Below are 19,351 nucleotides of genomic sequence, written 5' to 3'. Positions count from 1 at the left end.
GGGCGCGGCTTTGGGGGCTGCCGGATCAGCGTTGTCGCAAATCCAGCGTGAACGGAAACTCGAGGCTGCGCCGGGGCGGTTCCACGCGCATCACGCCCGGCGTGTGGCCAAGCGTGAAGAAGCGTGTCAGGCGCCGGCTCTCAGCCTCGTACGCATTAACCGGGAAGGTCTCATAGCTACGCCCGCCCGGATGCGAAACATGATACTGGCATCCACCGATGCTGCGCCCCATCCATGTGTCGACAACGTCGAAAGTCAGCGGCGCATGCGAGGCAATGGTGGGGTGCAGCGCAGACGGCGGCGCCCAGGCGCGGTAGCGCACCCCGGCCACGAACTCGCCGACGCGCCCGGTGGGCTGCAGCGGTACCGCGCGGCCATTGACGGTGACCACATGGCGGCTGTCGTTCATGCCCAGCACGCGCACCTCGATGCGCTCGAGCGACGAATCCACATAGCGCACGGTGCCACCGGCACTGCCCTCCTCGCCCATCACATGCCAGGGTTCGAGCGCGGTGCGCAACGTCAGCGACAGGCCGCCGGCCGCGAGCTCGCCCACGCGCGGGAAGCGGAACTCGAAGTGCGGCGCGAACCAGGCGTTGTCGAACGCGAAGCCGGCTTCGCGCATCTCGGTGAGCACGTCCTCGAAGTCCATCTGCACGAAGGTGCCGAGCAGGAAACGGTCGTGGAGCTCCGTGCCCCAGCGCGTGAGCCGCCCGCGATAAGGCTCGCGCCAGAAGCGGGCCACCAGCGCGCGCAGCAGCAACTGCTGCACCAGGCTCATGCGCGCATGCGGCGGCATCTCGAACGCGCGCAGCTCCAGCAGGCCGAGCCGGCCGGTGGGGCCGTCGGGCGAATAGAGCTTGTCGATGCAGAACTCGCTGCGGTGGGTGTTGCCGGTGACGTCGATGAGGATATTGCGCAGCGCACGGTCGACCAGCCACGGCGGCATGTGCGCGCCGACCCCACCCTCGGCGCCGCAGAGCCGGTCGAGCTGGTGCTGCAGCTCGGCAAAGGCGATCTCGAGCTCGTAGAGCTGGTCGTTGCGCGCCTCATCCACGCGCGGCGCCTGGCTGGTCGGACCGATGAACATGCCCGAGAACAGGTAGGACAGCGAGGGATGGTTGTGCCAGTACGCAATCAGGCTGGACAGCACATCGGGGCGCCGCAGGAAGGGGCTGTCGGCCGGCGTGGCGCCGCCCAGCACGAAGTGGTTGCCGCCGCCGGTGCCGGTGTGGCGCCCGTCGAGCATGAACTTCTCGGTGCTGAGGTAGGTCTCGTGGGCGGCCTGGTAGAGGAATTCCGTATGGTCGACCAGTTCGTCCCAGTTGGCGGCCGGATGGATGTTGACCTCGATCACGCCGGGATCGGGCGTGACCTGCAGCAGCTTGAGGCGCACGTCGCGCGGCGGCGGGTAGCCTTCGAGCACGATCTTCACGCCCAGCCCGGCGGCGGTGGCTTCCACCGCCGCCAGCAGCTCCAGGTAGTCCTCCAGCACGGTCAGCGGCGGCATGAAGACGTAGAGCATGCCGCGCTTGTCGCCCGCGGCCGCTCTCTCGGCCTTGGGGCCGGCGGCGCGGCTGGGATGGCGCACTTCCACGCACAGCGCAGTACGCGTGATCCAGCCCGCGGATTCGCCGCGCTCGGGCACGCGCGCCAGGTCCGCGGCCAGGGCAGCGGGCGCGGCCGTGCCACCGATCGTGCCCGCCCCCGGCTTGGCCCCGGCAAGCTTGCCGGCACGCGCGGCCGCGGCCGAGCCGGGCGCGGGATAGGCCGCGGTGCTGGCACGGAACTCCGCCGCCTGGCCGGGCTCGGCGCCTTGGCCGGCAAGCCCGGGCAACTGCGCGCGCAGTTGCGCCCCGGTGGGCAGCGGCGAACGCGCCGCGAACGGGTCCTGGTCGAACTGCCACGGGTAGTCGGCCTCGCTGACCCAGGGCAGGGCATCCAGCGGCAGGCGGTAGCCCATCGGCGAATCGCCGGGCAGCAGGTACATGCGGTCGTCGCGGAAGAACCACGGCCCGCTGATCCAGCGGTGGGCGGCCAGCGCCGGGCCATCTTCCAGGCCGGTGCGGCGCAGCGGCAGCACGTAGCCGGTGGGCCGCGCCAGGCCGCCATCGAACACGCGGCGCAGGCGCATGCGCTCCATCTCATCGTCGAGCCGCGCCTCCAGCGGGTCGACGTTGACCGGCAGGCGGCGCTCGCGCCAGAGGTAGTACCAGGTGTCCTCATAGCCGGGCTGCACAAAGCCGGGGTTGAGCCCGAGGCGGTTGGCCAGGCTATCGAGGAAGCGGTGCGCGTCGGCCTCGGTATAGTCGGCCGGCTCGCGCTCATCGGCGAACAGCGACGGGTCCTGCCAGCAGGGCTGGCCGTCGGCGCGCCAGCAGATCGACAAGGCCCAGCGCGGCAATTGCTCGCCCGGGTACCACTTGCCCTGGCCAAAGTGCAGGAAGCCGCCCTTGCCATAGCGCGCGCGCAGTTTATGCACCAGTTCAGTGGCATAGGCGCGCTTGGTGGTGCCGAGCGCATCGGTGTTCCATTCCGCGCCGTCGCGATCCTTGACCGCGACAAAGGTCGGCTCGCCGCCCATGGTCAGGCGCACATCCTGTGCGTTGAGCTGGATATCGACCTCGGCGCCCACGGCCGCCACCGCCTGCCACTGCGCCTCGGTATAGGGCTTGGTCACGCGCGGCGATTCATAGATGCGGGTGATCGACATCTCGTGGTGGAAGGTCACCTCGCTCTTGTCGACCGCGCCGCTGACCGGCGCCGCGCTGCCCGGCTCGGGCGTGCATGCCACCGGGATATGGCCCTCGCCGGCCAGCAGGCCGGAGGTGGGGTCGAGCCCGATCCAGCCCGCGCCCGGCAGGTAGACCTCGCACCATGCGTGCAGGTCGGTGAAGTCCACGTCGGTGCCGCTGGGGCCGTCGATGGATTTCACGTCAGGCGCCAGTTGCAGCAGGTAGCCGGACACGAAGCGCGCGGCCAGCCCCAGGTGGCGCAGCGTCTGCACCAGCAGCCAGCCGGAATCCCGGCACGAGCCGGCGCCCGTCTCCAGCGTCTGCTCCGGCGTCTGCACGCCAGGTTCCATGCGGATCAGGTAGCGGATGTCCTCTTGCAGGCGCTGGTTCAGGGCCACCAGGAAATCGCTCGTGGTCTGCTTGTTGCGCGGAATGCTCTCCACGAAGGCGGCAAAGCGCGGCGTCAGCTCGCCCTTGACCATATAGGGCGCCAGCTCGTAAGCCAGGCCGGGCTCATAGGTGAAGGGAAAATTCTCCGCGTAGGGCTCGAGGAAGAAGTCGAACGGGTTGTAGACCGCCATCTCGACCACCAGGTCGACGGTGATCTTGAACTCGGTGGTCGGCTCGGGGATCACCAGCCGGGCGAGGTAGTTGGCGAACGGGTCCTGCTGCCAGTTCACGAAATGCTGCTCGGGCTCGATGCGCAGCGAATACGAAAGGATCGGCGTGCGGCAGTGCGGGGCAGGACGGAGCCTGACCACCTGCGGCGAAAGCTTCACGGGCCGGTCGTACCGGTAGTGGGTGACATGGTTCAGTGCGACGTGTGTTGCCACTAGTGCCTCCCATTGGCGCAGGTTTCGTGTGGTTCTCTCAAGCAAGAGTTGTACCGCCCCCGGCGGCGCACCCCAGATAGCGGCCGGCGGCGGCCGCCCTTGCATGGCAACATGCCCAGACTACCGCAGCATTACATGGCGCCAGCCTGTTTTGCCTTCAGTCCCTGCTCGATCAGCGAGCGCAGCTTGGCCAGCGCCCCGGGGTCGCCGTGCGCGGCGGCGCGGGCGTACCAGATCTTGGCCTGCTCGATGTCCTTCTCGACCACGCCGGGCTCGCCACGCTCGTAATAGCTGGCAACGATGTACTGGGCACCGCCGTCGCCCGCCGTGGCGGCGCGCGTGTACCACTCGAAGGCCTTGCCGTAGTCCCGCGCGAGGCCCCGTCCGGTGAAGTAATTGGTCGCCAGTTCCACCTGGGCCTGCACATGGCCGCCTTCGGCCGCGCGGCGGTACCACTGGTTGGCGGACTCCAGCGAGCGCGGCACCAGCTCGCCGTGCTCGTACATCTCGCCAAAGGTGAACTGGGCCTGCGTCATGTCATTCTCGGCCGCGCGGTGCAGCCAGATCAGCGCCTCCTCCTGGCGCACCGGCGTGCCCTCGCCGCGCAGCAGCATCATGGCGTAGTTGTACTGCGCAAGCCGGTTGCCTTGCTGGGCCGCCTTGGCGAAATCCCGCAAGGCCGAATCGAAGGCGCCGGCGTCGTAGGCGGTCACCGCCTGGCGCGTCAGTTCCTGCGCCGGCGCCGGGGGCTGGCGCGCGGCCTGGGCGTGCTGGAAGGCGAACAGGCAGAGGGGAAGCAGCGCGGCAATGGCGGCGGCGCGCAATCGCGAAGGAAAGCGGGCAGGAAGGTAGGCAGGAAAGCGACGGACAAGCGGCATGGCAGGCTCCAGGCAGGGCACGCGCTGACTCCAAGTCTACAAGTGTAGGACTCCGAAGCCGACAGGTGCAGTCGGAAGCGGCCGGCCAAACCTTACGGTTGGCGCCACCAGTTCTGCGCCGGTTCCGCAGGCGCGGGTACGCTGCTAGGCAGCGCTTGCGCCTGCGCCAGCAGGGCCTCGGCCTGCGTGTGCAGCCTGGACAGGCAACGCGCCAGCACCCGCGCCTCCTCCGGATCCAGGCAGGCGGCCAGGCGGGCGTTGAAGGCCTGGGCCTGCGCAAAGGCAAGCTGGTAGACCGCCTCGCCCTGCTCGCTCAGGGCAAACGCCGCCGCCCGCTTGTCCTGCTCGCGCGTGGCGCGCTGCACCAGCCCGCGCGCCATCAGCGCGTGCACGGCGCGGCTTGCCAGCACCTTGTCCAGCCCGGCGCTTTGCGCCAGCTCCGTCAGGCGCGTGCCTGGCTGCTCGCCGAGAAAGGACAGCATGCGCCACTCGCGCCGGCTCACCCCGGCTGCGGCGCGCAGGTGATGCCCGCTGGCTTGCAGGGCAACGCGGGTCAGGTGATAGAGGCGGTAATTGAGGAAGTCCGCCAGACGGGCGGGATGCCGCAGCGTTTCGCCGGCGTCCCGCCCCTGGTCCTCCTGGTCCTCCTGGTCCTCCTGGTCCTCCTGGTCCTCCTGGTCCTCCTGCGCCTGCTCGCCCGCCTGGCTGCCGTTCATGCCGCACCCGCAAATTTAGTTGATTTTGTCAATTATATGGCTGGGTGTTAGCGTCTGTGCCGCTGCCTAAGAACTGGCGGGCGCGTGCCAAGCGCATCCGCCGGGGTACGGCCGGGCAGCCATGCGCCCAGGAACGAAACGCGCACATCGATGCGCGAAATCCTTCTTTGGCGCCCGCGGGCCGTATCGATAAATTGGCCGGCTTCCCGCCGATGCCGAACCAACAGGAGAACCCGTGAAACCCGCCAAACTGCTGCGCGCGCTAGTCCCCACCCTCGCCACCATGACCGCACTGGCCGCCGTGTGCCTGGCCAGCGCGCCGGCCAGCGCCCAGAACGACCGCCCGCTGCGCATCCTGGTGGGCTATCCCGCCGGCGGCACCGCCGACCTGGCCGCCCGCCTCATCGGCGACAAGCTGCGCGAGGAACTCAAGCAAACCGTGGTCATCGAGAACAAGCCCGGCGCTGGCGGCCGCCTGGTCATGGACTATGCGCGCACCCTGCCCGCCGACGGCAACACGCTGGTGGTCGCCAACTCCGCGGTGATGACCATCGCCCCGCTGACCTACCGCAAGCTGAACTACGACATCCAGCGCGATTTCGTGCCGGTGGCACAAACCGCCAACTTCCAGCTGGCCCTGGCCACCGGCCCCGGCACGCCGGCCAAGACGCTGAAGGAGTACATCGAGTGGCTCAAGGCCAGCCCGGCCAAGAACAATTCCTACGCCTCGCCGGCGCTAGGCAGCATTCCTCACTTCTTTGGCTTGCTGATCGGCAAGCAGGTGGGCGTGGAGATGTTGCACGTGCCGTTCAACGGCTCGGCACCGTTGATGAATGCGCTGGTGGGCGGGCAGGTGCCGGCCTCGGTCGATACGCTCGCCGATCTCACCGAGATGCATCGCGCGGGCAAGATCCGCGTCCTGGCGAGCTCGGGGACGCAGCGCTCGGTGGCATTGCCGGATGTGCCCACGTTTACCGAGCTTGGCTACAAGGACATCGAGGGGCTTGGCCGCTACGGGTTCCTGGCGCCGGCCGGCGTGCCGAAGGCAACGATCGACCGGCTGAATGCGGCGATCGTGCATGCGGTGCAGTCGGCGGATCTGAAGGAGCGGTTCCTGAAGCTGGGGCTGGAGCCGCAAACCGGGAGCGCGGAGCAGTTCGGCAAGGTGCTGGCGGCGGATGCCGGACGGTGGGGACCAGTGGTCAAGGCCTCTGGCTATACCGGGGATTAAAAATACCCAGTCGTATTTCATCAAATTTATTCACTCCATGAATGTTATTTTCTACATGGATTGAATAACAAAAAAACTACATCACGTTATTTACCTAATTGATGCCGATCAGGTCAGCGGCCCGACCGGCATCGACAAAGCCATGCCCACCAGAAACACCCTCTTCATCATGTGCGACCAGCTGCGCCAGGATCACCTGGCGTGCTACGGCCACCCCACGCTGCGCACAAAGCACATCGACGCCCTGGCCGCGCGCGGCGTGCGCTTCACCAAGGCGTTCGTCACCTCCGGCGTTTGCGGCCCGAGCCGCATGAGTTTCTACACCGGGCGCTACCCCAGCAGCCACGGCGCCACCTGGAACCGCGTGCCGCTGTCCGTTGGCGAAGTCACGCTGGGCGAATACCTGAAGGACAGCCACCGTGCGCTGGCGCTGGCCGGCAAGACGCACGTGATGCCCGACAACGCCAACATGAAGCGCCTGCATCTCGATGGCGGCAGCGAGCTGGAAACGCTGCTGCGCAGCGGGCACTTTGTCGAAGTCGACCGCCATGACGGCCACCACGCCGAGCCGCACAGCGCTTATGCCGAGTGGCTGCGCAAGCAAGGCTACGACAGCGCCGACCCGTGGACGGACTACGTGATCAGTGCCGAGAATGCGCAGGGCGAGATCGTGTCGGGCTGGCAGATGCGCAATGCCGGCCTGCCGGCACGCGTGGCGCAAGCACATTCGGAGACGGCTTATACAGTGGGCCAGGCAATGCAGTACATCGCCGCGCGCGGCGACGACCCGTGGGTGTTGCACCTGTCGCTGGTCAAGCCGCACTGGCCCTATATGGCGCCCGCGCCCTACCATGCGGCCTACTCGCTGGACGACTGCCTGCCGCTCAAGCGCCACGAGGCGGAACTGGACAACCCGCATCCAGTGCTCGACGCGTACCGCACGCAGGAAGAATGCGCCAACTTCATGCGCAGCGAAGTCTCGGACACGGTGCGTCCCGCCTATCAAGGCCTGGTGCAGCAGATCGATGATCGCCTGGGCGAATTGTGGGAACAACTGGAGCGCCTGGGCCGCTGGGAAGACACGCTGATCGTGTTCACGGCAGACCACGGCGACTTCCTGGGCGACCACTGGCTCGGCGAGAAGGAGCAGTTCTACGACACCGTGCAGAACATCCCGCTCATTGTCTACGACCCCTCGGCCGAAGCCGACGCCACCCGCGGCAGCGCGGATGCGCGCATGGTCTCGGCCGTGGACGTGGTGCCGACCGTGCTGGACGCGCTGGGCCTGCCGCCGGCCGACCATCGCGTGGAAGGCCGCTCGCTGCTGGACCTCACGCGCGAGCGCGGCAATGGCCAGTGGCGGGATTTCGTGGTGTCGGAGCTGGACTACGCGTATCGCGGCGCGCGGATCGCGCTGGGCCGGCAGCCAGGCGAGTGCCGGGCGTGGATGGTGCGCAATGCGCGCTGGAAGTATGTGCACTGGCAGGGTTTCCGCCCGCAGCTGTTCGACCTGGAACGCGACCCGGACGAGTTCTTCGACCTGGGCGAGGATGCCGGCCACGAAGCCATCCGCTCGACGATGCGGCTGCACCTGCTGGAATGGTTCTGCACCCTCAAGCCGCGCACTACGGTGAGCAACGACGAGGTGGCGGCCAAGACCAATGTCTACAAGCAGGCGGGCGTGTTTTTTGGCGTTTGGTGAGGTGGCTTGAATCGTGGCATGCCGCGCCGGGATAGCGCCCGGGGTTAAAGATTCCTGCCGGTCTGGCCGTAATACCGGTTAAGCCACCCTGGGCGCTAGTGCCAGGGCAACGGCCAGTAGGGGGGAGCCCGGGCTGACGCCGTAGAATCTTGTCAGGCAAGCAGGGAGATTCCTCGCCACGATCATCGAACGCAACCGCTGCAAGGTTTTGAAATGGGCAATGTAGTCCTGCTCGAGGATGAGGTCGAGCTGCGCGAGGAAATAGCGGCTTTCCTGCAAAAGCGAGGCTGGAAGGTCAGCCAGGCCGGCAGCCTGGCGCAATTCCTGCCGCTGGCCGCGCAGGCCGACATCGCCGTCATCGACGTCATGCTCCCCGACGGCACCGGTTTCGATGCGGCCAGCCGCCTGCGCCGCGAGCGCCCCGGCTGCGGCATCGTCATGCTCACGGCCCGCGGCGAAACGCAGGACAAGCTGCACGGCCTGAACGGCGGGGCGGACCATTATCTGGTCAAGCCGATCAAGCTGCTCGAATTCGACGCCATCCTGCGCGCCTTGAGCCGCCGCGTCGTCTCCAACTGGTGGCTCGACCGACAGGCCAGCACGCTGGTGGCGCCGGCGGGAGCCCGCCTGGCCGTGTCGTCCAACGAGAGCAAGCTGCTCGAAATGCTGGCGCTCCATCCCACCCAGCCCGTCGATCGCCGCCAGATCGCCGAAGGCTTCGGCTTTGACTGGCTGAGCTACGACGAGCGCCGGCTGGAGACCATGGTCAGCCGCCTGCGGCAACGCTGGCGCAGCGAATCGGGCAGCGAATTGCCGCTCAAGACCGCCCACCGCAAGGGCTATACGTTCGCCGCGCCCATCGCGCTGGCCTGAGCCTGCACGCCCGGCGGCGCCGACGGCAGAAAAATCGTGGCGCGGCAGCCCTGCCCCGGCGCACTGTCCAGGGTCAAGGTGCCACCCTGCATTTCCACCATGCGCCGGGCCAGCGACAAGCCAAGCCCGGTCCCCGGTTTCTGGCCGGCATTCTGGCCGCGATAAAAGCGCTCGAATACGCGCGGCAGGTCCGCCGCCTCGATGCCGGGACCGTTGTCCTGCACTTCCAGCACCACGCCTTCGGCCACCTCCCGGCCCCGCAAGACCACCCGGCAGCCCGCAGGCGTGTACTTCACCGCGTTGTCGGCCAGCGTGCGCAATGCCAGCCGCAGCAGGCTGGCGTCGCACAGGAAGGCTTCTGGCAAGCGCTCCCCATCCACCTCCAGCCGGTGCCCCTCTGACAGCAGTTGCGCTGCTGCCGCGGCGTCCTCCAGCAAGTCCGCCAGGCCGGTGGGTGACGGCCGGGAGCCGTGCCGCAGCAATTCGAAGCCATCCTCATGCAGGGAGTCATTGAGCAGCATGGTCAGGCGTTGCGTGGCGCGCAGGATCTTCTGGTACCGGGCCGAGGTCTGCGGGTCATCATGGGCATCGTCCAGGTCCAGATTCTGGGCGGTGGCATCGATCACCGCCAGCGGCGTGCGCAGTTCATGCGAGACCGTGGACAGGAACTGCCGCTGCTCCTCCTGCGCGCGCCGCTCCAGCGACAGCGACGCTTCCACCTGCGCCATGGCGCTCCTGAGCGCCTGGGTGCGCAAGGCAACCTTGACCTCCAGGTCGCGCTCGGCCTGACGGGCCACGCGCAAGGCTTCGGCCTGGGCGGCCTCCTTTTCGGCGCGCATGTCGGTGTAGCGCCAGCTGATGGCCGAATTCATGATGAGCAGGAACGCCATCATGCCCAGGTAGTTGGCGTTGTCGACGAACGCGCCGGGATCGATCGCGCCGACGTTGCGCGCCAGGCGCAGCACGGTGCCGCCAAAGAGCAGGACCAGGACGAACAAAAGCACACGCGCGGCCTTTTGGCCGCGCCAGGTCATCGCCGCGGAAGCGATCAGCAGTATGCCCATGGTGAGCAGGCCCCAGAGCAGCGCCAGTGGGCGTATCCACCAGACGTTGCCCAGCAGCAAGCAGGGGGTCATGACCAGCGCCACCCCCCAGGCCAGCAGCGAAAAACCGATCGCCCAACGCCGCCACGGCGACTCGTACAGGCCCAGGTAGTGCGCCGTGAACAAGGTGCCAAGCGGCGTCGCAAAAAACCAGCTCACCACGTAGACGGCATCGCTCGTCAGCGGCCATCCAGGCAGGAGGTACTGATACGTGAAGCCCTCGGCGGACAGCGAGGTGAACAGATTGGCCAATACCGTCAGGCTGAACAGGCCAAAGGAAAGATTACGCGTGACCCAATAAAACCAGACGCTGGTAATCAGCAAGACCAGGTGCGCTGCGTAGAACAAGCCAAACAGAAGCAGCTCGGTGCCGATAAAGGAAATGAACGCTTCCGGCGACCACGCCACCAGGGGAAAGCTCATCGTGCTGGTACTGCGCACGCGCAAATACAGCGTGACCGGCTTGTCCACCGGCAAGTCGAGCTGAAACACCGGATTGCGGTAATCCACGTCGCGCCCCGCCACCGGCCGCCTGTCGCCGGACACCCGCTGCGCGTATCCGCCCGCCGCTAGCGGCTCGAACAGCGTGACGTCGTCCAGCAACGCCGAGCGCAGCTCCAGCAACCATACCGGCGCGGCTTGCTCCGGGCGCGTCAGGGTGATGCGCAGCCAGACGGCCCCCTTCACGTAGCCAAGGGCGGGAGGGGAGTACTGGGGCTGGAAAGCCGCCGCGAACTCGGGCCGCGATAACTGCTCGATGGTCAGCGCATCCTGCGGATCGCGCAGCAGCTCCCAATGCTCGCCCAGAGAGACCTCTCCCGCCGGCGGCAGACGCATTTCCGCCCATGCGGCGGAGTGGCCGAGCCAGTACAAGAGAACGATCCAGAATAGCCGAAGCATTGTCCCTTCCAGTCGTGTTTCGCGACAAAAGGCCACGACTATAGCCCAGCAAGGATCGGGCTTTTTCACTTTGCCTGGCAATGTCAGGATTTGTCAGTTTTGCGGTGATTCCATTGGATAGGATCGGCGCTGATAAAAGCACTCGACTCCAATTCGCCATGCGTAATCCAGCCCTTCGCGCCCACTGCGATATCCATCATGGCGTCACCGAGGGGAACCAGTCAGCGACGACACCGCAAGACAAAGCGCCGCGGCCCCGCTCAGCCACCCACGGCGCCGTCGCCGTCGTGGGCCTGGCCGCGTTCCTGCTGGCCGTTACCATCGTGCGGACCGACCGGCCCTTCGGCGACAACATGGTCCACTCGGCCCTGTTCATCGTCGGGGTGACGGCGGCGACCATCTTCTTGCTCGACCTGATCTGGCAGAAGGTGCACTTGCGCGCAGCCACCGGCCTGGATTTTTCCCGGGACGATCCGTCGTGGCACCGCAGCCTGACCAAATTTGCGGGCCTGCTTGGCAGCATGGGCTTTGTCGGCCTGCTGTACTGGCTGTTCCCCGAATACCATGCGGCCTTCTACGCGCGCTATTTCTCCATGCTGGCGATCGTGCTGCCGGCCTGGGTCGCGCTGGCGCTGCCCTATTTCTTCTTCGTCGACCGCAAGATGACCCGGCCCCTGGACGGCTACTGGCACATGGGCAAGCTGGTCACGTTGCAGTGGGACAAGATGGATGGCAAGGTGGTGGGGCAGCATCTGCTCGCTTGGTTGATCAAGGGCTTCTTCCTGCCCCTGATGTTCACCTATATGTGCAATGACCTGGCACGCTTCATCGCCGCCGACTTTGCGCTGCTGACGAGCTTCAAGGCCTGGTTCGACCTGCTCTACGGCTTGCTGTACTTCATCGATGTCGGCCTGGTGGTGATGGGGTACCTGATGGCGCTGCGCATCACCGACACGCACGTGCGCTCGGCCGAGCCGTCCATGCTGGGCTGGGCGGTGGCGCTGATATGCTACGAGCCGTTCTGGTCGCTGATCGGGCGGCAGTACCTGCATTACGAGACCGGCCTGCAGTGGGGCGCGTGGCTTTGGAACACACCGCTGCTCTATGGCATCTGGGGCGGTGCGATCCTGGTGCTGACGGCGATCTACGTCTGGGCGACGGTGATCTTCGGCGCGCGGTTCTCGAACCTGACCCACCGGGGCATCATCACCAACGGGCCTTACCGGTGGACCAAGCATCCCGCCTATGTGGCCAAGAACCTGTCCTGGTGGATGATCTCCATCCCCTTCATGGCCCAGGGCTCAGCGGATGAAACACTGCGCCACTGCCTGCTGCTGCTGGCCTTGAATGCCATCTATGCGATGCGGGCCATGACGGAAGAGCGGCATTTGTCCCAGGATCCGGACTATGTGGCTTACGCCAGATGGATCGACCACCACGGCATGTTCCGCTTCCTGCGGCATCTGCCGGTGCTGGGGAATCTGCGCTACAGGCCACCGGTGCCGCTTGAGCCGACCGCCTGACTACCTGACTACCTGACTATACCCATCGGCCGGCACCCTGTTGCCGGCCGATGGCATCACCCCACAAACCGATATCCCACCCCCACCTCCGTCATCAGGTGCGAGGGTTGCGCGGGATCGGCTTCGAGCTTGTGCCGCAGGTGCCCCATGTACACCCGCAGGTAATGGCTGCTCTCCGAGTGCGCCGGCCCCCAGACTTCGCGCAGCAGTTCGCGATGCGTCATGACCTTGCCGCGATGCGCGATCAGCACGGCGAGCAGCCGATACTCGATCGGCGTCAGGTGCACATCCTGCCCGGCGCGGGTGACCACGCGGTTGGCCAGGTCGATCTGCACCTCGCCAAAGCCGATCTGCGGCGTGCCTTGCGGATTAGTCTTGGCGTGGCGGCGCAGCAGCACGCGCACACGCGCGATCAGCTCGCCCACGCCGAAGGGCTTGGTCAGGTAGTCGTCCGCGCCGGCGTCCAGCGCGGCGATCTTGTCGTCCTCGCCGGAGCGCGCCGATAGCACCAGCACCGGCACTTCGGTCCAGGTGCGCATCTCGCGGATCAGCGTCATGCCGTCGCCATCGGGCAGGCCCAGGTCGAGGATCACCACGTCGGGCTGGCGCGTGCCGGCATCGATCAGGCCGCGCTTGAGCGTCTCGGCCTCATGCACGGCGCAGCCTTCTGCCTGCAGCGCCTCGCGCACGAAGCGCCGGATATGCGGCTCGTCTTCGACCAGCAAGACAGTCGGCGAAAATTCAAATGCCATTTCAGTTGGACTCCTTGTTTGCTGCATCGTGCGCAACCAGCCCGGCGCCGTTGCCGTGCGTGGCTAGCAGCGCCGATTCAAGTGCCTCGGGCGGCTCGGGCTCGATCGCAGGCGGATTGCCGCGCGGCAGCGCCACGACAAAGCGCGCGCCGGTGTGGTCCGCGTTCACGCTCTCCACCCAGATGCGCCCGCCGTGCGCCTGCACGATGGCCTCGCACACGGCCAGCCCGAGGCCAACGCCCGCGGTCGCGGACTCGCGCTCGCCGCGCGTGAATTTCTGGAAGATCGAGAGCTCTTGCCCGCGCGGCACGCCGGGGCCGTCGTCCGCTACCGCGAGCCGCACCTCCGCTTCGACCACTTCGCCGGAGATGCGGATGCCGGTACCCGGCGGCGTGTACTTGGCAGCGTTCTCCAGCAGGTTGCACAGCACCCGCTCCATCAGCACCGCATCGCACTCCACCAGCGGCAGCGCCGAAAGATCCGCGACCGACACGCGGTGCCGCGACAGCGCATCACGCATGCCGGCAAGCGCCGCGCCCACCAGCTCTTCGAGCGACTGCCACTCCTTTTGCATGCGCACGTCGCGGCTTTGCAGCCGCGCCATGTCGAGCAGGTTGACCACCATGGTGCGCATGCGCAGCGCTTGCTCGCGCATGGCATCGACGGTTTCCGACAGCGACGGCGGCAGCGGCGGCTCGGTGCGCTGCATGGTCTCGGCCATGCCGATCAGGCTGGTCAACGGTGTGCGCAGATCATGCGAGACGGCGGCCAGCAGCGAGCTGCGCAAGCGTTCCGACTCCATCGACACCAGCGCCTGCTGCGCGACCTCCACGTAATGCAGCCGCTCGATGGCGATGGCGATCAGCGTGGCGAACACGTCGATCTGGCGGCGCCGCTCGGGCCGCGCAAAGGCGCGCCACTCCTGCGGCTCCACCGCCAGCACGCCGCGCGTCTGCATCGGCGCCTTGAGCGGCAGGTAGAGCACGGTGCTGCCCGGCAGCGTATGCGTGCCGGTGCCGGCGGGCTGGCCGTGATCGAACACCCATTGCGCCAGCACGGGATCGATCGCGTCATTGCCGCGTTGCGTGGGGTTGATCACCGGCGGCATCAACCGCCCCTTGGGCGAGACGAGGAAGAACGCCGAGCGCGCGCCAAGCGCGGCTTGCAGGAAGCGGCTGCTGATATCGATGATCTGCTCGGGCATCAAGGCAGCGGACAACTCGCGCGCCAGCTCGTACAGGGTGCGCGCATCGGTCTCGCGCTCCACCGACACCTGGGCCTGCTCGCGCAGCCCGGCGGTAAGCTGGCCGATCACCAGGCCCACCGTCAGCAACACCGCGAACGTCACGAGGTACTGCACGTCGCTCACCGCGAAGGACATGCGCGGCGGCACGAAGAAAAAGTCGAAGGCCGCCACCGACAGCACCGAGGCCAGCGCGGCGGGGCCGCGGCCGTGGCGCAGCGCCACGCCGACCACGGCCGCGAGGAACAACATCGCGATATTGACCAGGTCGAACCACGGCCGCGTCAGCGCCGACAACAAGCTGGCGCCCCCGCACCATGCGACCGCCCACAGGTAGTCGATGCGGTGCGCCACCACGCTGCTGTCGTCGTTGCGCGCCGGATCCTCGCGCACGTCGGCGCGCCCGCCCGCCGGTTGCGCGCGGCCGCGCGTATCGGCGCCCATGGCGTCGGCGGCCACGCGGATCACGTCGATCTCCGGGCAGCCGAGCGCCAGCGAATCGGCAAAGCTATGGCGCCCGAACAGCCAGGCGCGCGCGCCCAGGAACGGCGACAAGCCGAGTGCCAGCAGCGCCCGGCCGCGTGCCAGGAGGCTGCCGCCGCTGCGGCGCCAGTTGCCGGGGGCCCGCCCGACCACCACCTTGGTGAGGTTGTGGCGCCGCACATAACCCGCCACCGCCTGCACGATATCGCTGCCGGCCAACGTCTCGGTGCGCGCGCCCAGCTCTTCGGCCAGCCGCATCGCCTCCTCGATATTCGCGCGCTCGTGCTCGGCAAGCGGCGCCAGGCGCGGCGTGGCCACCGTGACCACATGCCAGTCGCAATCGAGTTGCCCGGCCAGCCGGCGCGCGCTCTTGACCACCTGCGCGGCATCATCGCCGGTGCCGATGCACGCGAGCACCGCCTCGCGCGTGCGCCATACCGGCCGGATGGATTCGGCATGGCGGTATGCGCGCACGTCGTCGTCGACGCGGTCGGCGGTGCGGCGCAGCGCGAGCTCGCGCAACGCGATCAGGTTGCCCTTGCGGAAAAAATTGGTGGCCGCGGTGCGCGCCTGCTCCGGCAGGTAGACCTTGCCGTCGCGCAGGCGCCGCAGCAATTCGTCGGCGGGCAGGTCCACCAGGATGACTTCGTCGGCGTCATCGAAGACCGTGTCGGGTACCGTCTCCCACACCCGGATGCCGGTGATGCCGCCCACCGCCTCGTTGAGGCTGTCCAGGTGCTGCACGTTGACGGTGGTCCACACATCGATGCCGGCCGAGAGCAGCTCCTCGATGTCCTGCCAGCGCTTGGGGTGGCGGCTGCCGGACGCGTTGGAGTGCGCCAGTTCGTCGACCAGGATCAGCGCCGGGCGCCGGGCCAGCGCGCCGTCCAGGTCGAACTCCTGCAGCACACGGTCGTCGAGCTTGTGATGCGGCATGGCCTTCATCGGCAGCCGCTCCAGCCCCGCGATCAGCGCCTCGGTCTCGGCGCGGCCATGGGTCTCCACCACGCCGATCACGACATCGCTGCCTTGCTCGCGCAGCGCACGCGCTGCGCTCAGCATGGCGAAAGTCTTGCCCACGCCCGCGGAGGCGCCGAAATACACCCGCAGCTTGCCGCGCGCGGCGCGCTCGCCCTCTTGCTGCATGCGTTGCAGCAAGGCATCGGGATCGGGCCGGCCGGGGGCGTCGCGCTGGGCGGTGTCAGGCATGGTGGGGGTCATTGCCCGGGAGGAGGATGGATGAAAACGATTGTGCCACGCCTGAGGTCAAACACCGGCACGAATAACGCACTTCGGGCGCGGGCCGAAGCCGCCGAACGGGCCAAAGCCGCGCGCCATGACGACGGCTGTCTCTCCCTCTCCCCTCATGGGGAGAGGGCCGGGGAGAGGGGCGGTTTGGCTAGGAGCCACTTGAAGCGAAGCCAACGGTTTCATCCGGCCCGCCCCCTCCCCCAGCCCCTCGCCCGCCATGCGGGAGAGGCGAGCAAGCCAGCCGACATGGTTTGCGCACCAACACCTCCCAGACCTGCCAAACCTCACTGCTTCTCGGCATCCAGCGCCAGGTTCAACTGGAGCACATTCACCACCGGATCGCCCATCACCGCAAGCAGCGGCTTTTCCGTGTTGGCCGCAACCAGCGCTTCTACGCGCTCCAGCGGCAAGCCGCGCAACCGGGCCACGCGTGCCGCCTGGTACTGCGCCGCGGCCGGGCTGATCTGCGGATCGAGGCCACTGCCGGAAGCCGTGACCAGATCCACCGGCACGGGCGCCTTGTTGCCGGGGTCCGCCTCGCGCAGCGCGTCGATACGGGCGCGCGCGGCATCGGTCAGGGCCGGGTTGCTCGGGCCGAGGTTGGAGCCGCCGGAAGCTGCCGCGTTGTATGGCATGGGCGCGGTGGCCGACAAGCGGCCCCAGAAGTACTTCGGATCCGAGAACGGCTGGCCGATCAGTTCCGAGCCGATGACGCGGCCGTCCTTGACGATCAGCGAGCCGGCCGCTTCATGCGGGAACACGGCGCGCGAGATGCCGGTGATCACGCCGGGGTACAGCAGGCCGGTAACGGCCGACAGCACGACGAAGATCGTCAGCATGGGGCGCAGCAGGCCACCCTGGATGGGCGTGGCGGGCTGGGCGGGTTGGACTTGCGTATTCATGGATGGCTCCGTTTATGTTCAGCGCGTTCGATGCGTTCGATGCTGCGCTCAGACCCAGCCGAACAGGGTCAGGATCATGTCGATCACCTTGATGCCGACAAAGGGCACCAGGATGCCGCCGAGGCCGTACACCAGCAGGTTGCGCCGCAGCAAGATGGCCGCGCCGAGCGGCCGGTACACCACGCCGCGCAGCGCCAGCGGGATCAGCACCACGATGATCAGCGCGTTGAAGATCACCGCCGACAGGATGGCCGAGGCCGGCGTGGACAAGCCCATCACGTTGAGCTGGTTGAGCTGCGGGTACGTGGTGGCGAACGCTGCCGGGATGATGGCGAAGTACTTCGCCACATCATTGGCCACGCTGAAGGTGGTGAGCGAGCCGCGCGTCATCAGCATCTGCTTGCCGATCTCGACGATTTCGATCAGCTTGGTCGGATTGCTGTCGAGGTCGACCATGTTGCCGGCTTCTTTCGCCGCCTGCGTGCCGCTGTTCATCGCCACCGCCACGTCGGCCTGCGCCAGCGCCGGTGCGTCGTTGGTGCCATCGCCGGTCATCGCCACCAGGCGGCCTTCGGCCTGGTAGTCGCGGATCAGCTTGAGCTTGGCTTCGGGTGTGGCTTCGGCAAGGAAGTCATCGACGCCGGCCTCCGCTGCGATCGACGCGGCGGTGAGGCGGTTGTCACCGGTGATCATCACCGTCTTGATGCCCATCTTGCGCAGCTCGCCGAAACGCTCGCGAATGCCGGCCTTGACGATGTCCTTGAGTTCCACCACGCCAAGCACGCGTACGTGCTCGCCATCGGTGCTGGACTCCGCCACCACCAGCGGCGTGCTGCCGGCGCGGGCCACGTCGTCCACCGCCTGCATCACGGCGTCGGGGAACTTGCCGGCGCGCTCGGTCACGTACTTGCGCACGGCATCGGCGGCGCCCTTGCGCACGCTGCGCCCGCCGGCATCCACGCCGCTCATGCGGGTCTGCGCGGTGAACGGCACGAAGATCGGGCGCAGTGCGCTGATATCGGGCGTGGCGGCGCCGGCCTGCTGGCGCGCCAGCGTGACGATGCTGCGGCCTTCCGGCGTTTCATCGGCCAGCGATGACAGCCAGGCGGCTTCGGCCAGTTGCTGCGCCGACACGCCGGGCGCGGCGATAAAGCGCGAAGCCTGGCGGTTGCCATGCGTGATGGTGCCGGTCTTGTCGAGCAGCAGCACATCCACGTCGCCAGCGGCTTCCACCGCGCGGCCCGAGGTGGCAATCACGTTGGCTTCCATCATGCGGCTCATGCCGGCCACGCCGATGGCCGACAGCAGGCCGCCGATGGTGGTCGGGATCAGGCACACCAGCAGCGCGATCAGTACGGTGATGGTGACGGGCATGCCGGCCTTGGCAACGAACACGCTGTACACCGAGAACGGCTGCAGCGTGGCAGTGGCCAGCAGCAGCACGATGGTCAGGCCCACCAGCAGGATGGTCAGCGCCAGTTCGTTCGGCGTCTTCTGGCGCTTGGCGCCTTCCACCATGGTGATCATGCGGTCGATGAAGCTCTCGCCCGGATTGGTGGTGATGCGCACCACGATCCAGTCGGACAGCACGCGCGTGCCGCCGGTGACCGAGGAAAAGTCGCCGCCGGATTCGCGGATCACGGGAGCCGATTCGCCGGTGATGGCGCTCTCGTCCACCGAGGCCACGCCTTCGATCACGTCCCCGTCGCCGGGCACCATGTCACCGGCCTCGACCAGCACCACGTCGCCACGGCGCAGCGCGGCGGCGCCCCGCGCCTCGGTGGCGCCGGCGGCGCGGTAATCGCGCCGGCCTTCCTTGACCAGCTTGGCGGTGACAGTGGTCTTGAGCCCGCGCAGCGCTTCGGCTTGCTGCTTGCTGCGGCCCTCGGCCAGCGCTTCGGCAAAGTTCGCAAACAGCACGGTGAACCACAGCCACACCGACACGGCCAGGATAAACCCGGCGCTCTCGCCACCCGCCGTGGCGGGCGAGAACAGCGCGCGGAAGAACAGGATCGTGGTCAGGATGCTGCCCGCATAGACCACGAACATCACCGGGTTGCGCAACTGATCGCGCGGCGAAAGCTTCTTCACCGAATCGAGCAGCGCTGGCTTGACGAGTTCGGGCGCGAACATGCCGCCGCGCGGGCGATGATGGCCGCCGCTCTTTTGCGCGGCCAGGGCCGGCGTGACCACGCTGGTGGCCGGGGTAGTGTTTGCCGGTGCCAC

Annotated in this window: 12 protein-coding genes; 4 read left to right on the top strand and 8 right to left on the bottom strand. The window is 67.5% G+C overall.

Going from position 1 to position 19,351, the window contains the following annotated elements; all coding sequences use genetic code 11:
- Nucleotides 1-25: 25 nt before the first annotated feature.
- From AC1RQK_RS13440 to AC1RQK_RS13430, 3 genes are all read right to left on the bottom strand, one after another.
- The gene (locus tag AC1RQK_RS13440; protein ID WP_416050160.1) at nt 26-3,568 is read right to left on the bottom strand and encodes a transglutaminase family protein; all 3,543 of its coding nucleotides are present in this window, start codon (nt 3,566-3,568) and stop codon (nt 26-28) included.
- Between the two features lie 131 nt (nt 3,569-3,699).
- Nucleotides 3,700-4,446 carry a tetratricopeptide repeat protein gene (locus tag AC1RQK_RS13435; protein ID WP_492809319.1) on the bottom strand — a complete coding sequence of 249 codons (747 nt, stop codon included), beginning with the start codon at nt 4,444-4,446 and terminating at the stop codon, nt 3,700-3,702.
- Nucleotides 4,447-4,538: 92 nt separating this feature from the next.
- Nucleotides 4,539-5,162 carry a MarR family winged helix-turn-helix transcriptional regulator gene (locus AC1RQK_RS13430; RefSeq protein WP_492809318.1) on the bottom strand — a complete coding sequence of 208 codons (624 nt, stop codon included), beginning with the start codon at nt 5,160-5,162 and terminating at the stop codon, nt 4,539-4,541.
- Between the two features lie 283 nt (nt 5,163-5,445).
- Between AC1RQK_RS13430 and AC1RQK_RS13425 the strand changes: the two genes are divergently transcribed.
- The 3 genes from AC1RQK_RS13425 to AC1RQK_RS13415 all read left to right on the top strand — a co-directional run bounded on the left by AC1RQK_RS13425 (nt 5,446) and on the right by AC1RQK_RS13415 (nt 8,968).
- Nucleotides 5,446-6,393 carry a Bug family tripartite tricarboxylate transporter substrate binding protein gene (locus tag AC1RQK_RS13425; protein WP_492376278.1) on the top strand — a complete coding sequence of 316 codons (948 nt, stop codon included), beginning with the start codon at nt 5,446-5,448 and terminating at the stop codon, nt 6,391-6,393.
- A gap of 142 nt (nt 6,394-6,535) precedes the next feature.
- Nucleotides 6,536-8,095 (top strand): sulfatase-like hydrolase/transferase, encoded by a 1,560-nt coding sequence (locus tag AC1RQK_RS13420; RefSeq protein WP_492376272.1) that lies wholly within the window; start codon nt 6,536-6,538, stop codon nt 8,093-8,095.
- A 213-nt stretch (nt 8,096-8,308) separates the two neighbouring features.
- Nucleotides 8,309-8,968 (top strand): response regulator transcription factor, encoded by a 660-nt coding sequence (locus tag AC1RQK_RS13415; RefSeq protein ID WP_492376271.1) that lies wholly within the window; start codon nt 8,309-8,311, stop codon nt 8,966-8,968.
- On the opposite strand, the gene AC1RQK_RS13410 is transcribed toward AC1RQK_RS13415, so the two are convergent.
- Nucleotides 8,935-10,971 carry a sensor histidine kinase gene (locus tag AC1RQK_RS13410; protein WP_492376270.1) on the bottom strand — a complete coding sequence of 679 codons (2,037 nt, stop codon included), beginning with the start codon at nt 10,969-10,971 and terminating at the stop codon, nt 8,935-8,937. The two genes, AC1RQK_RS13415 and AC1RQK_RS13410, sit on opposite strands and share 34 nt — an antisense overlap.
- A 158-nt stretch (nt 10,972-11,129) precedes the next feature.
- Between AC1RQK_RS13410 and AC1RQK_RS13405 the strand changes: the two genes are divergently transcribed.
- Nucleotides 11,130-12,494: an isoprenylcysteine carboxylmethyltransferase family protein gene (locus AC1RQK_RS13405; RefSeq protein WP_492376269.1), complete on the top strand. Its 1,365-nt coding sequence runs from the start codon at nt 11,130-11,132 to the stop codon at nt 12,492-12,494.
- Between the two features lie 56 nt (nt 12,495-12,550).
- Here AC1RQK_RS13405 and kdpE read toward each other — a convergent pair whose 3' ends face one another.
- The 4 genes from kdpE to kdpB all read right to left on the bottom strand — a co-directional run bounded on the left by kdpE (nt 12,551) and on the right by kdpB (nt 19,258).
- The gene (gene kdpE, locus AC1RQK_RS13400) at nt 12,551-13,246 is read right to left on the bottom strand and encodes a two-component system response regulator KdpE (protein WP_253932621.1); all 696 of its coding nucleotides are present in this window, start codon (nt 13,244-13,246) and stop codon (nt 12,551-12,553) included.
- A 1-nt stretch (nt 13,247) separates the two neighbouring features.
- Complete coding sequence (locus tag AC1RQK_RS13395; RefSeq protein ID WP_492809317.1) at nt 13,248-16,181, bottom strand: DUF4118 domain-containing protein; 2,934 nt, start codon at nt 16,179-16,181, stop codon at nt 13,248-13,250.
- A 326-nt stretch (nt 16,182-16,507) separates the two neighbouring features.
- Nucleotides 16,508-17,125 (bottom strand): potassium-transporting ATPase subunit KdpC, encoded by a 618-nt coding sequence (kdpC, locus tag AC1RQK_RS13390; RefSeq protein ID WP_492809316.1) that lies wholly within the window; start codon nt 17,123-17,125, stop codon nt 16,508-16,510.
- Between the two features lie 48 nt (nt 17,126-17,173).
- Nucleotides 17,174-19,258 (bottom strand): potassium-transporting ATPase subunit KdpB, encoded by a 2,085-nt coding sequence (gene kdpB / locus AC1RQK_RS13385; RefSeq protein ID WP_254615669.1) that lies wholly within the window; start codon nt 19,256-19,258, stop codon nt 17,174-17,176.
- Nucleotides 19,259-19,351: the final 93 nt, after the last annotated feature.

This window comes from Cupriavidus sp. GW822-FHT02D05 (assembly GCF_058802485.1).
The sequence above is the reverse complement of the archived record's forward strand: the minus strand, read 5'-3'. Positions and strand labels throughout refer to the sequence as shown.

What these genes read in the sequence shown, in the direction of transcription:
- AC1RQK_RS13435 (WP_492809319.1), bottom strand. Translation starts at nt 4,446, where the DNA reads ATGCCGCTTGTCCGTCGCTTTCCTGCCTACCTTCCTGCCCGCTTTCCT.
- AC1RQK_RS13430 (WP_492809318.1), bottom strand. Translation starts at nt 5,162, where the DNA reads ATGAACGGCAGCCAGGCGGGCGAGCAGGCGCAGGAGGACCAGGAGGAC.
- AC1RQK_RS13425 (WP_492376278.1), top strand. Translation starts at nt 5,446, where the DNA reads ATGACCGCACTGGCCGCCGTGTGCCTGGCCAGCGCGCCGGCCAGCGCC.
- AC1RQK_RS13420 (WP_492376272.1), top strand. Translation starts at nt 6,536, where the DNA reads ATGCCCACCAGAAACACCCTCTTCATCATGTGCGACCAGCTGCGCCAG.
- AC1RQK_RS13415 (WP_492376271.1), top strand. Translation starts at nt 8,309, where the DNA reads ATGGGCAATGTAGTCCTGCTCGAGGATGAGGTCGAGCTGCGCGAGGAA.
- AC1RQK_RS13410 (WP_492376270.1), bottom strand. Translation starts at nt 10,971, where the DNA reads ATGCTTCGGCTATTCTGGATCGTTCTCTTGTACTGGCTCGGCCACTCC.
- AC1RQK_RS13405 (WP_492376269.1), top strand. Translation starts at nt 11,130, where the DNA reads ATGCGTAATCCAGCCCTTCGCGCCCACTGCGATATCCATCATGGCGTC.
- kdpE (WP_253932621.1), bottom strand. Translation starts at nt 13,246, where the DNA reads ATGGCATTTGAATTTTCGCCGACTGTCTTGCTGGTCGAAGACGAGCCG.
- AC1RQK_RS13395 (WP_492809317.1), bottom strand. Translation starts at nt 16,181, where the DNA reads ATGCCTGACACCGCCCAGCGCGACGCCCCCGGCCGGCCCGATCCCGAT.
- kdpC (WP_492809316.1), bottom strand. Translation starts at nt 17,125, where the DNA reads ATGAATACGCAAGTCCAACCCGCCCAGCCCGCCACGCCCATCCAGGGT.
- kdpB (WP_254615669.1), bottom strand. Translation starts at nt 19,258, where the DNA reads ATGTTCGCGCCCGAACTCGTCAAGCCAGCGCTGCTCGATTCGGTGAAG.